Here is a 12561-nt window from a genome sequence, read left to right as displayed (position 1 = left end):
GGCTCACCCCTGCCCAATGGACTGCCATCAGCGGTTGGGCTGCGCTATACTCGCCGGCTTTGTGAAAATCGCCTGCGAGTGCTGCCTACCATGGAAATCAACCCGATCCTAAACAGCATCAAGGACCTGTCCGAGCGCTCCGAAACCATTCGGGGGTATCTTTGACTACGATCACAAACATGATCGTCTGACCGAAGTTAACCGCGAGCTCGAAGATCCAAACGTCTGGAACAACCCGTCGTACGCCCAGGAACTGGGCCGCGAGCGTTCGCTGCTGGCGCAGATCGTCGACACCCTCGACGAAATGAGCACCGGCCTGGTGGACGCCAAGGACCTGTTGCTGATGTCCGCCGAAGAAGAAGACCAGGCCGCCGTCGACGACGTTGCCGCTGAAGTCGAGCGCCTGCGCGAGGCGCTGGAAAAACTGGAATTCCGTCGCATGTTCAGCGGCGACATGGACCAGAACAACGCCTACCTGGACATCCAGGCCGGTTCCGGCGGCACCGAAGCCCAGGACTGGGCGAACATCCTGTTGCGCATGTACCTGCGCTGGGCCGACAAGCGCGGCTTCGACGCGACCATCATGGAGTTGTCGGCCGGTGAAGTCGCCGGTATCAAAGGCGCCACGGTGCACATCAAGGGCGAGTACGCATTCGGCTGGCTGCGCACCGAAATCGGTGTACACCGTCTGGTCCGCAAGAGCCCGTTCGACTCCGGCAACCGCCGCCACACCTCGTTCTCGGCCGTGTTCGTTTCGCCGGAAATCGATGACAACATCGAAATCGACATCAACCCGTCGGACCTGCGCATCGACACCTACCGCTCCTCGGGCGCCGGTGGTCAGCACGTCAACACCACCGACTCGGCGGTCCGGATCACCCACGTTCCGACCAACACCGTGGTCAGCTGCCAGAACGAACGTTCCCAGCACGCCAACAAAGACACCGCGATGAAGATGCTGCGGGCGCGTTTGTACGAGCAGGAAATCCAGAAGCGCAACGCCGCGTCGCAAGCGGTCGAAGACACCAAGTCCGACATCGGCTGGGGTCACCAGATCCGTTCGTACGTGCTCGATGCCTCGCGCATCAAGGACCTGCGGACCAGCGTCGAACGCAGCGATTGCGACAAGGTGCTCGATGGCGACATCGACGAATACCTGATCGCGAGCCTCAAGCAGGGCCTGTAATCGCCACACCACTGTTGCGGGTCGGGCGCGTCATCATGACGTCGCCGCCCGCGATCCTTCGTCGCGCTTCCCGGCCAGACGAAGGGCCACGAACCTGTGATGGATAATCAAGACATGAGCGACCAACAACTCGACCCGCAAGCCCAGCAACAGGAAGAAAACAGCCTGATCGCCCTGCGCAAGGAAAAACTTGCGGCCGAGCGCGCCAAGGGCAATGCCTTCCCGAACGACTTCCGTCGCGAAAACTACTGCAACGACCTGCAGAAACAGTACGCGGACAAGACCAAGGAAGAGCTGGCTGAAGCGGCGATTCCAGTCAAGGTTGCCGGGCGCATCATGCTCAACCGTGGCTCGTTCATGGTGATTCAGGACATGACCGGTCGCATCCAGGTCTACGTCAACCGCAAGACGTTGTCGGAAGAAACCCTGGCCTCGGTAAAAACCTGGGACATGGGCGATATTATTTCGGCCGAAGGCACCCTGGCCCGTTCTGGCAAGGGCGACCTCTATGTCGAAATGACAAACGTGCGCCTGCTGACCAAATCCCTGCGTCCGCTGCCCGACAAGCACCACGGCCTGGTCGATACCGAGCAGCGTTATCGCCAGCGTTACGTCGACCTGATCGTCAACGAAGACGTCCGTGAAACCTTCCGCATCCGCTCGAAAGTCATCGCTCACATCCGCAGCTTCCTGATGCAGCGCGACTTCCTTGAAGTCGAAACGCCGATGCTGCAGACCATCCCGGGCGGCGCTGCGGCCAAGCCGTTCGAGACTCACCACAACGCGCTGGACCTGGAAATGTTCCTGCGCATCGCGCCTGAGCTGTACCTCAAGCGACTGGTTGTGGGCGGGTTCGAGAAAGTGTTCGAGATCAACCGCAATTTCCGTAACGAAGGCGTTTCGACCCGGCACAACCCCGAGTTCACCATGCTCGAGTTCTACCAGGCCTACGCCGATTACGAAGACAACATGGACCTGACCGAAGAGCTGTTCCGTGAACTGGCCCAGCTGGTTCTCGGCAGCACCGACGTGCCGTACGGCGACAAGGTCTTTCACTTCGGCGAGCCGTTCGCGCGTCTCTCGGTGTTCGACTCGATCCTCAAGTACAACCCCGAGCTGACCGCCGATGACCTGAACGACATCGACAAGGCCCGCGCCATCGCCAAGAAAGCCGGCGCCAAGGTGCTGGGCTTCGAAGGTCTGGGCAAGCTGCAAGTGATGATTTTCGAAGAGTTGGTCGAGCACAAGCTGGAGCAACCGCACTTCATCACCCAGTACCCGTTCGAAGTGTCGCCGCTGGCCCGCCGCAACGATGACAACCCGAACGTCACCGATCGCTTCGAGCTGTTCATTGGCGGCCGTGAAATCGCCAACGCCTATTCCGAGTTGAACGACGCGGAAGACCAGGCCGAGCGCTTCATGGCCCAGGTGGCGGACAAGGACGCAGGCGACGATGAAGCCATGCACTACGACGCAGACTTCGTCCGGGCGCTGGAATACGGCATGCCGCCGACAGCGGGCGAGGGCATCGGCATCGACCGTCTGGTCATGCTGCTGACCAACTCGCCGTCCATCCGTGACGTCATCCTGTTCCCGCACATGCGGCCGCAAGCCTAAGCGTCAAACCAAGCCGCCTGAGCAGGGCGGCTTTTTTTTGGCTGTTCAGCGGCTGTCTGGTCGCCTGCGCCGACCCCTTCGCGGGCAAGCGCGCTCCTACAGGAGACCGCGATCAATTGTAGGAGCGCGCTTGCCCGCGATGACGTCGGCGCAGACACCGACGTAAGCTGACGTTGCTGTGATGTGAATGACTCGAAAAAAGGAAACCTCGTCGTGAACCGCACGATCGCTCAAAAGGGAGCCGCTGGCCTGGCCACGGCAGTCGCACAGAGTGTTCAGTATCAGGGCCGCAAGGCGAGTCGACAGGGAAGTGAACAGCGTCGCCAACAGATTCTCGATGCGGCCATGCGAATCCTCATTCGCGAGGGCGTTCGGGCCGTGCGTCATCGCGCGGTCGCAGCCGAGGCGCAAGTGCCGCTCTCTGCAACCACTTACTATTTCAAAGACATCGATGACCTGCTCACCGATGCCTTCGCGCAGTACGTTGAACGCAGCGCAGCGTACATGGCCAAGCTGTGGACCAACACCGAGGCGCTGCTGCGCGAGATGGTCGCGCGCAATGACGGCAGCGCCGAGGCCCGCGCCCGGCTGGCCGATGAGATCGCGCGGATGACCATGGAGTACGTGCGCCATCAACTGCTGACCCGCCGCGACCAGCTCATTGCCGAGCACGCCTTCCACCTCGAAGCGCTGATCAACCCGCGGCTGGCGCCACTGGTGAGTGCCCATCAGCAGATTTTGTTGCAGGGCAGTGCCCAGTTTCTCGAAGTCATGGGGTCGGTTCAGCCTCAACTGGATGCCCAAGTGTTGACGGGGCTCATCTGCCGGATGGAATATCAGGGGCTGCTCAACGGGCCTCGGCCCGGCGCAGACGAAGAAATGCTCGCTATTCTTACTCGCCAGATGCATCTGGTACTGGGCACTGCCAAGCCGATGGCTGGCTGATACCTCAAGGAGAACCTGATGAAAGTCTGGAGCGTATTGCTCGCCCTGTCGTTCGCGCTGTTGAGCGGATGCCTGGTGACGTTCAAGGACCCGATTCCGGTCAGCAACACCGCCCCGCCCAAATTACTCGGCACCTGGAGCAGCAAAAATGCCTGGGGCGAGCCGCTCGAACTGGAAATCAGCCGCGCCGGCCCTGACCGCTACAAAGCGGTCAGCTACCGCAGGGGCGATCGCAAGAACCGTGACGAGTACGCCTTTACCGTGTCGCGCCACGGCAGCCGCTGGTACGTGTCCGCTGCGCTGCCTGACAAATACGGCGCCAATTACGTCATCGCCGGTTTCGACCTGATGGACAACGAGAACGGCGCCGATGAACTGGTGGTCTATGACCTCGACCTGGAGCGGTTTCAGCAGTTGGTCGAGCAGAAGGTGCTCGACGGCGAGCGGGTCGATACGGTGAAGGGCGACGGCATGCTGATCTCAAGTCCCATGGACAAGGTCTTTGCCTACCTCGACGACCCGGCCAATTCCGACGTCTTTCTCAAAGCAGCTCAATATCAGCGCATGACCAAATAGCGCAACGGTTCAATAAGGGGTACCGGGTGGACGAATACCAACAGACTATTCGCACGTTGTCCGATCGTATCGTGGTAGCGCAGACGCCGATTCGAATCCTTGATGCCGTGAAATGGGATGACAACATCCGCAAGACCTTCCTCGACGGCAAAGGCAAACACCTGCCGGAAGTCGACCGCGCGTACTACGAGAATCGCCCGCTGGGGTTCGACTCCGGCGCGGTGAAGCTGGAGTTCCAGAACATCGAGCGTGACATCACCCGGCAGCTGGGCCAGTTCAACCCGGTCGGGCAGATCATGCGCCGCATGTGCAAAGAGTACCGGATGGTCATTCGCATGCTTGAAGCGCGCGGCACCCCGGACTTCGGCTTGATCTCCCAGGAATTGTACGGCGCGGCGTCCGATGCCTTTCACGCCGGCGACCCGACGCTGTCTGACCTCGGCATGATGCTCTCCGACTACCTGAACAACATTGCCGGTCGCGGCGATCTCAAGGACGAGCCGAAAATCCTGACGGCCAAAGACGCCGTCGCGATGTTGCAGACCCGGCTCAATCGCACGTTCGGTGAGGCTGAAGAGACGATCCGGGTGTTTGAATCCGACGGCATTGTGGCGGACGCTGCGGCCGGCGCTGATTACATCAAGATCCGCAGCGACGCGATGTTCAACGAGCGAGACGTGCGGGCGCTGGAAGTCCATGAAGGCCTGGTGCACGTCGGCACCACGCTCAATGGTCAGAATCAGCCGATCTGCACTTTCCTGTCCAAAGGCCCGCCCTCGTCGACGGTGACCCAGGAAGGCCTGGCGATTCTGATGGAGATCATCGGTTTTGCGTCCTACCCGAGCCGCCTGCGCAAGCTGACCAATCGTACCCGCGCCATTCACATGGCCGAGGAGGGCGCCGACTTTTTGCAGGTGTTCGACTTCTATCGCGAGCAAGGCTTCGGCATGTCGGAAAGCTACGGCAACGCCAGTCGGGTATTCCGGGGCTCGGTGCCGAATGGGCTGCCATTCACCAAGGATCTGTCCTACCTCAAGGGCTTCATCATGGTTTACAACTACATCCAGTTGGCCGTGAGAAAGGGCAAGCTGGAGCAAGTGCCGCTGCTGTTCTGCGGCAAGACCACGCTGGAAGACATGCGCACGTTGCGCCAGTTGGTGGACGAAGGCCTCGTGGTGCCGCCCAAATACCTGCCCGATCAATTCCGCGACATGAATGCGCTGTCGGCATGGATGTGCTTTTCCAACTTCCTCAACCACCTGAGCCTGGACCGGATCGAAGCGGATTATTCGAATATCCTGTGATTCATTCGCGTGTGACTGGGACCTGCAGGAGCCGGCTTGCTGGCGAAGGCGGTGGGTCAGCTGTGCAGATGTCGAATGGTCGGACGTGTTCGCCAGCAAGCCGGCTCCTACGGTTTTGTACCGTGGCCCACATCGTGAATAGAAGGACATCGCTTGAAGCGTCTTCTTACCTTGCTCCTGGTCATCTCCCTCAGTGGCTGCAGCGAATTGCTGTTCTACCCGGAACGCGGTCTGCCGCTGACGCCGGACAAGGCCCACCTTGCCTGGCGCGATGTCACCCTCACGGCGGCCGACGGCACCCGGCTTAACGCGTGGTTTCTACCGGCCAAGCCTGGCGTACCGGTGAAGGGCACGGTGCTGCACCTGCATGGCAACGGCGGCAACATGGCCTGGCATCTGGCGGGGAGTTGGTGGTTGCCGGAGCAGGGCTACCAAGTGCTGCTGGTGGACTATCGCGGCTATGGCCGGTCCGAGGGTGAGCCGAGTCTGCCGGCCATTTATCAGGACATCGACGCGGCGTTCGACTGGCTGAGCGCTGCGCCTGAAGTGCAGGGCAAACCGCTGGTGGTGCTCGGGCAAAGTATCGGCGGGGCGCTGGCCGTGCATTACCTGTCCGAGCATCCGCAGCAGCGCGGGCGGATCAAGGCGCTGGTGCTCGATGGCGTGCCGGCGAGTTACCGCGAAGTCGCGCGCTATACCCTGGGCACTTCCTGGCTGACCTGGCCCGTCAAACGGCCGCTGTCGTGGGTGATTCCGGACGCAGACAGCGCCATCAACGGCATGCCGCAGCTCAAGGGCACGCCGATGCTGCTGTTCCAGAGCCTGGACGACACGCAAGTGCCACTGCACAACGGCATCAGCCTGTATCAAGCCGCGCCGCCGCCGCGTGTGCTGCAATTGACGCGCGGGCCTCACGTCCAGACCTTCGGCGACCCTACGTGGCGCGAGGTGATGGTCCGCTACCTGGACGACCCCCAGCACTTCAACGGCCTGCGCAGGCTGGCGGAAATTCCGAATTACCCTGATCCTCAAACCGGCAACGCGGCGCCGTCTCAACCGTGAGCGGAGGAGCGTCACGAGTGACACTCCGCGCGCTCCTACAGGGCGCGCGTGCGACTGCGTTCAATACGCCACAAAAAAGCCCCGCCTGTTGCGCAACAGGCGGGGCTCTTTATTTGCCGCTACAACCGCATTACTTCATCGAAGAGCGCGGTGCTACTGGCTGGTTGTCGTTGGAAATGGTGACTTCCACGCGACGGTTCATGGCACGGCCCGAGGCGCTGGCATTGTCAGCAACCGGGTATTCCTTGCCGTAACCCTGAGCAACGATACGCTCCGGGCCTACGCCCATCTTGATCAGCGCCATGCGCACGGAGTTCGCGCGGCGCTCGGACAGCGAGTCGTTGTAGGCAGCGGAACCGGTGCTGTCGGTGTAGCCTTCAACGATGACCTTGCGATCAGGGTTTTCCTGAAGGAACTGGGCCAGCTTGTTGACGTTCACCAGACCGGACGACTTCAGCTCAGCCTTGTTCGTGTCGAACAGGACATCGCCGAAGGTCACCAGCGTACCGCGTTCGGTCTGCTTGGCGTTCAGGCTGTTCTGCAGGGCCTTGATCTGTGCATCGCGAGCATCCAGACGCGCTTGAGCACGTTGGGCTGCGGCACCTTTAAGATCATTTTCAGCAGACTTCAGGTTGATGGTCTGCTTGGCCAGCTCGACACGCTGGTTGGTCAGATAGGCCAGCTGATCGACCTTCTTCTGGTCATCGTTGTTGCGGTAGGCAGCGTCTGCCTTGTCCAGCCACTCGCTGGCGTCTTTGGTTTCCAGCGCAGCCAGTTCTGTGGCTTTAGGATTGCTTTGCAGCGCCGAGTAGTTGGTGCGGGCCTGTTCCAGGTTTACGTTCGGCTGCGACGAGCACGCCGCCAGACCAACGCTCAAAGCCAGCAGGGCAGGAATAAGTATTTGTTTACGCATAATATTTTCGTCCTTTAACTCAATGGCCAATGCTTGAACTGCGAAGCGTTACTGTGTGACAGGCTGAACCTGACGCATGCCTTCTTCACGCAACTCATTGACGCCCTGACGAGCATCCTGCACCGCTTTCTGTGCCTTCGCGGCCTGAGCCTTACGCTCGGCAACACGTGCATCCCACTCGGCTTGCTCGGCGTATTTGCGAGCTTCGTCGTATTTCTTTTCCTGCATCGCCAGTTCCGCTTGCTTGAACTTGTCCTGAGCGGACTTCATTTCAACGGCAGCGTATTCGGTAGCGCCAGCAGTGACAGCGGCGTTGACGGCCGACTGGGTCACGGCGTACTGCTCGCTTGGAGGATTACCTGCGCAACCAGCCAGAAGAACGCTGGTGCCCAGCGCCAGTGCAGCCATCTTCAGCCCGCGCAGGCGATTGAACGTTGGTTTGGCAGTGCTGGTGTTCATGGTGGTCAACTCCATTTCTTAACTCCTGAAAACTGGTTGTTCCATTTCAGCAACAGCCCACGCGGATGGATGGTAGTGCGTCACTTCCGCTGTCATCTGACGGCTTTACTGGAATGGCTAACTGCTCGGACTGCTGCATTTTTTGAATAGTTCAGACATTTTTCTAAACTTCTGGTCAGGTTTTGTTACGTGTTGTAAAACTGGCGCTCAAAAAAATGACGTCGTTTTGCCCGCTTTATTATCAGCCCGTTGTTGCCTGTAGAGAATCTGACGTGGCAAAAACGACGTCGCAGATACAATCGTCACAGCGCTTCCCGATCAGAAATTTCCTGCAGATGACGCCGTGAAAGCTCGAGAAACCGGGGCGTCGGGCCCACGTCTTCGTAAAGCGGGTTACCTTCCTCATCGGTGGCGACCACATGCTGACCGCGCACGTATGGGAAGCTCGCTTCCAACTCCTCCAGGGCGGCGCCAATCAGCTCGCCGAGCAATTCTTCTGGCGTGCGCTTGGGGTACATCTCGGCAATCGCCGCGAGCCGGGCTGCGGCCTCAACATCCAAATGAATGGCATAGGCAGTCTCGGTCAGACGGCCTTTGGCGTTCTGTTCCCACTGTTCGGCGAGCTCTCGGATCTTCATGCATACCTCATCAGTACCCGCGCCAGGGCGGGCGTTGGACGTGGGCTGAGCCACGGTGAAGCGTGAATGGGACGGGCTTCCCCGGCGGTGAAAGTGCGTCGAGGGTTGCGTATGGACATCAATTTGTCGCTCTATACACACCAATAGAAACGAAACCCCGCAGGGCGTTCCGTTCGGCAGCAGCGAATGGACCCCTGCAAGGACTCGCCGGTAAAAACAATAAAGCTGAAGGAGAGGGCTGGATGGCTGATATCGATGCACGATTGCGCGAGAACGTTCACCTGCTGGGTGAGCTGTTGGGCAACACCATTCGTGATCAGCACGGCGCTGATTTTCTCGAGAAGATCGAGCGCATCCGTAAAAGCGCGAAGGCTGACCGCCACGCGTCGACCCAGGGCACCGAGCAGCTTAGCTCCAGTCTTGAAGACCTGGGTGAGGACGAATTGCTGCCAGTTGCACGTGCGTTCAACCAATTCCTCAATCTGGCGAACATCGCCGAGCAATATCAGCTGATCCATCGTCGCGATGACGGCAAGCCGCAGCCGTTTGAATCCCGCGTGCTCCCCGAACTGCTGGAACGCCTGAAGCAGGCCGGGCAGACACCCGAGGCGCTGGCGCAGCAATTGACCACGCTGGAAATCGAACTGGTATTGACCGCGCACCCGACCGAAGTCGCGCGGCGCACGCTGATCCAGAAGTACGACGCCATCGCTGCGCAACTGGCCGCGCTCGATCATCGTGATCTGAATCGCCACGAGCGTGAGCAGATCTCCGAGCGGCTGCAGCGACTGATTGCCGAGGCGTGGCACACCGAAGAAATCCGCCGCGTCCGTCCTACGCCCGTCGATGAGGCGAAGTGGGGTTTTGCGGTCATTGAAAACTCCCTGTGGCAAGCGATTCCCAACTACCTGCGCAAGGCCGATCAGGCGCTGCACGACGCGACCGGCCTGCACCTGCCGCTGGAATCGGCGCCGATCCGCTTTGCTTCCTGGATGGGCGGCGACCGCGACGGCAACCCCAACGTCACCGCTGCTGTCACCCGTGAAGTGCTGCTACTGGCGCGTTGGATGGCCGCTGACTTGTACCTGCGCGACGTCGATCAACTGGCGGCCGAACTGTCGATGCAGCAAGCCAGCCCTGCGCTGATGGAAGCTGCAGGCGAGAGCGCCGAGCCTTACCGCAGCGTCCTGAAACAACTGCGTGAGCGGCTTCGGGCCACGCGCAATTGGGCCCACGCGTCACTGAGTGTCACCCAGGTCGCGCCGGAAGAGGTGTTGCACGAAAACCGCGAGCTGCTTGAGCCGCTGCAACTGTGTTTTGACTCGCTGCATGAATGCGGCATGGGCGTGATCGCCGATGGCCCGTTGCTCGACTGTCTACGTCGAGCGGTGACCTTCGGCCTGTTTCTGGTGAAGCTCGACGTGCGTCAGGATTCCACGCGGCACAGTTCGGCCATGAGCGAGATCACTGAATACCTCGGGCTCGGCCGCTATGACGAGTGGGATGAGCCGGCGCGCATCGACTTCCTGCTGCGAGAACTGGACAACAAACGGCCGCTGCTGCCCGCGTATTTCAGCCCTGAAGCGGACACCGCCGAAGTACTGGCAACCTGCCGTGAGGTGGCGGCAGCGCCGGCGGCATCGCTGGGTTCCTACGTGATTTCCATGGCCGGCGCGGCCTCGGATGTGCTCACCGTTCAACTGTTATTGAAAGAAGCCGGGCTGCAGCGATCCATGCGCGTGGTCCCGCTGTTCGAAACCCTTGCCGACCTGGACAACGCCGGCCCGGTGATCGAGCAGCTGTTGAGCATTCCTGCCTACCGTCGAAGCCTGGAAGGTCCGCAGGAAGTCATGATCGGCTACTCGGATTCGGCCAAAGACGCCGGCACGACCGCTGCGGCCTGGGCGCAATACCGGGCCCAGGAAAAACTGGTTGAGATCTGCCGCGCGCAGCAGGTCGAGCTGCTGTTGTTCCACGGTCGCGGGGGTACGGTCGGTCGTGGCGGCGGCCCTGCACACGCGGCGATTCTCTCGCAGCCGCCGGGCTCGGTGGCGGGGCGTTTCCGCACCACCGAACAGGGCGAGATGATCCGCTTCAAGTTCGGCCTGCCGGACATCGCTGAACAGAACCTCAATCTGTATCTGGCTGCTGTGCTGGAAGCCACATTGCAACCGCCGCCGATGCCGCAACCGGCCTGGCGTCAGGTGATGGACGAACTGGCGGAAGACGGCGTGAAAGCCTATCGCGCCGTGGTTCGGGAAGACCCGGAGTTCGTCGAATATTTCCGCCAGGCCACGCCGGAACAGGAGCTGGGCCGCTTGCCACTGGGCAGCCGTCCGGCCAAGCGCCGCGAAGGCGGGGTAGAAAGCCTGCGCGCGATTCCGTGGATTTTCGCCTGGACTCAGACTCGCCTCATGCTGCCCGCCTGGCTGGGCTGGGAAAACGCGTTGAGCAAGGCGCTGGAGCGCGGTCAGGGTGATCTGCTCGCCGAGATGCGTGAGCAATGGCCGTTCTTCCGCACCCGCATCGACATGCTGGAAATGGTGCTGGCAAAGGCCGACAGCGACATCGCCCAGCTGTACGACGAACGACTGGTGGAGCCGAAACTGCTGCATTTGGGGACGCATTTGCGCGGCCTATTGTCGCAGGCGTGTGACGTGGTGCTCGGCCTGACGGGCCAGTCCCGGCTGCTGGCCCACAGCCCTGAAACGCTGAAGTTCATCAGCCTGCGCAACACCTACCTCGACCCTCTTCATTTATTGCAGGCGGAGTTGCTGGCGCGCTCCCGTCAGCAAGAGGCGAGTCTGGACAGTCCGCTGGTGCAGGCGCTGCTGGTGTCTGTTGCAGGCATCGCCGCCGGATTGCGTAACACCGGCTGACGGGCAGGCGACCCGGCCGAATGAACACGACCCCTTTCATTCGGCCGCGCCTTGAGCGTCGTGAGCGGTGCGGCGTCACCCAGTTGCACGAGGTCTCACCCTTGCGCAGATCGATGCCAAGCTACTGGTTTTTCGCGGGTTACTGCGACTTTCGGCGTCTTGTGCGGTATGAATCGGCTGTGTATCTTGATCAGCCTTTGGCCGTTGGGTCAGTAAAATTTTGCGATTGGCCCCATTTAGGCGAATCCGACGATATCTCTATAAAAATTTGAGGAGCACAACAATGCGCGTGATTCTGCTGGGAGCTCCCGGGGCCGGCAAAGGTACTCAGGCAAAGTTCATCACTGAGAAATTCAACATTCCGCAGATTTCCACCGGCGACATGCTGCGCGCTGCGGTCAAGGCCGGTACCGAGCTGGGCCTGAAAGCCAAAAGCGTCATGGACAGCGGCGGTCTGGTCTCCGATGACCTGATCATCGGCCTGATCAAGGATCGTCTGTCCGAGCCCGATTGCGCTGGCGGTTGCCTGTTCGACGGCTTCCCGCGCACCATTCCTCAGGCTGAAGCCCTGAAGAAAGCCGGCCTGGCCATCGATCACGTCATCGAGATCAAGGTCGATGACGAAGAGATCGTCAAGCGCATCTCCGGTCGCCGCGTTCATGAAGGCTCCGGTCGCGTTTATCACACCCTTTACAACCCGCCCAAGGTTGAAGGCGTGGACGACGTCACCGGCGAGCCACTGGTTCAGCGCAAGGATGACGTCGAAGCCACTGTTCGCCATCGCCTGTCTGTCTACCATTCCCAGACCAAGCCGCTGGTTGAGTTCTACACCAAACTGCAGGCTCAGGACGGCACGCCAAAGTGCAGCCACATCGAAGGCGTGGGCACTGTCGAACAGATCACCGCCAAGGTGCTTGAAGCACTGAGCTGATTCGCGTCTCAAGGCATTGAACAACGGCCCGCTTGCGGGTCGTTGTTGTTT

Annotated in this window: 11 protein-coding genes; 8 read left to right on the top strand and 3 right to left on the bottom strand. The window is 60.6% G+C overall.

Annotation, left to right across the window (positions count from 1 at the left end; genetic code table 11):
• Positions 1 to 90: 90 nt before the first annotated feature.
• From prfB to L4G42_RS02735, 6 genes are all read left to right on the top strand, one after another.
• A protein-coding gene (prfB, locus tag L4G42_RS02760) for a peptide chain release factor 2 (protein ID WP_237251153.1) occupies positions 91 to 1186 on the top strand; the annotation gives its coding sequence in 2 pieces (ribosomal slippage) (positions 91 to 162 and positions 164 to 1186; 1095 coding nt in all).
• 114 nt (positions 1187 to 1300) lie between these two features.
• Entirely contained in the window at positions 1301 to 2803 is a 1503-nt protein-coding gene (lysS, locus tag L4G42_RS02755; protein ID WP_237251152.1) for a lysine--tRNA ligase, read from the top strand.
• Positions 2804 to 3016: 213 nt separating this feature from the next.
• Positions 3017 to 3748 (top strand): TetR/AcrR family transcriptional regulator, encoded by a 732-nt coding sequence (locus L4G42_RS02750; RefSeq protein ID WP_237251151.1) that lies wholly within the window; start codon positions 3017 to 3019, stop codon positions 3746 to 3748.
• A gap of 18 nt (positions 3749 to 3766) precedes the next feature.
• Complete coding sequence (locus L4G42_RS02745) at positions 3767 to 4324, top strand: hypothetical protein (protein WP_237251150.1); 558 nt, start codon at positions 3767 to 3769, stop codon at positions 4322 to 4324.
• Between the two features lie 26 nt (positions 4325 to 4350).
• On the top strand, positions 4351 to 5628 hold the full coding sequence (locus L4G42_RS02740; RefSeq protein WP_074892251.1) for a flavohemoglobin expression-modulating QEGLA motif protein: 1278 nt from the start codon (positions 4351 to 4353) through the stop codon (positions 5626 to 5628).
• A 153-nt stretch (positions 5629 to 5781) separates the two neighbouring features.
• A complete protein-coding gene (locus tag L4G42_RS02735) occupies positions 5782 to 6690 on the top strand; it encodes an alpha/beta hydrolase (protein ID WP_237251149.1) in 909 nt (302 codons plus the stop codon).
• A gap of 130 nt (positions 6691 to 6820) precedes the next feature.
• On the opposite strand, the gene lptF is transcribed toward L4G42_RS02735, so the two are convergent.
• The 3 genes from lptF to L4G42_RS02720 form a co-directional block, all read right to left on the bottom strand.
• Positions 6821 to 7603, bottom strand: coding sequence for a lipotoxin F family OmpA-related lipoprotein LptF (gene lptF / locus L4G42_RS02730; protein WP_237251148.1), 783 nt, complete (start codon positions 7601 to 7603; stop codon positions 6821 to 6823).
• Positions 7604 to 7651: 48 nt separating this feature from the next.
• Complete coding sequence (locus L4G42_RS02725; RefSeq protein ID WP_074893253.1) at positions 7652 to 8077, bottom strand: DUF4398 domain-containing protein; 426 nt, start codon at positions 8075 to 8077, stop codon at positions 7652 to 7654.
• A 287-nt stretch (positions 8078 to 8364) separates the two neighbouring features.
• On the bottom strand, positions 8365 to 8700 hold the full coding sequence (locus tag L4G42_RS02720; protein ID WP_237260488.1) for a pilin assembly protein: 336 nt from the start codon (positions 8698 to 8700) through the stop codon (positions 8365 to 8367).
• 242 nt (positions 8701 to 8942) lie between these two features.
• Between L4G42_RS02720 and ppc the strand changes: the two genes are divergently transcribed.
• The gene (gene ppc / locus L4G42_RS02715; protein WP_237251146.1) at positions 8943 to 11579 is read left to right on the top strand and encodes a phosphoenolpyruvate carboxylase; all 2637 of its coding nucleotides are present in this window, start codon (positions 8943 to 8945) and stop codon (positions 11577 to 11579) included.
• A 283-nt stretch (positions 11580 to 11862) separates the two neighbouring features.
• Positions 11863 to 12510 (top strand): adenylate kinase, encoded by a 648-nt coding sequence (gene adk / locus L4G42_RS02710; RefSeq protein ID WP_237251145.1) that lies wholly within the window; start codon positions 11863 to 11865, stop codon positions 12508 to 12510.
• Positions 12511 to 12561 lie beyond the last annotated feature (51 nt).

The sequence above is a fragment of the Pseudomonas petrae genome (assembly GCF_021728295.1).
Classification (GTDB): Bacteria; Pseudomonadota; Gammaproteobacteria; order Pseudomonadales; family Pseudomonadaceae; genus Aquipseudomonas; species Aquipseudomonas petrae.
The sequence above is the reverse complement of the archived record's forward strand: the minus strand, read 5'-3'. Positions and strand labels throughout refer to the sequence as shown.

What these genes read in the sequence shown, in the direction of transcription:
- L4G42_RS02720 (WP_237260488.1), bottom strand. Translation starts at nt 8,700, where the DNA reads ATGAAGATCCGAGAGCTCGCCGAACAGTGGGAACAGAACGCCAAAGGC.
- ppc (WP_237251146.1), top strand. Translation starts at nt 8,943, where the DNA reads ATGGCTGATATCGATGCACGATTGCGCGAGAACGTTCACCTGCTGGGT.
- lysS (WP_237251152.1), top strand. Translation starts at nt 1,301, where the DNA reads ATGAGCGACCAACAACTCGACCCGCAAGCCCAGCAACAGGAAGAAAAC.
- adk (WP_237251145.1), top strand. Translation starts at nt 11,863, where the DNA reads ATGCGCGTGATTCTGCTGGGAGCTCCCGGGGCCGGCAAAGGTACTCAG.
- L4G42_RS02745 (WP_237251150.1), top strand. Translation starts at nt 3,767, where the DNA reads ATGAAAGTCTGGAGCGTATTGCTCGCCCTGTCGTTCGCGCTGTTGAGC.
- L4G42_RS02725 (WP_074893253.1), bottom strand. Translation starts at nt 8,077, where the DNA reads ATGGAGTTGACCACCATGAACACCAGCACTGCCAAACCAACGTTCAAT.
- lptF (WP_237251148.1), bottom strand. Translation starts at nt 7,603, where the DNA reads ATGCGTAAACAAATACTTATTCCTGCCCTGCTGGCTTTGAGCGTTGGT.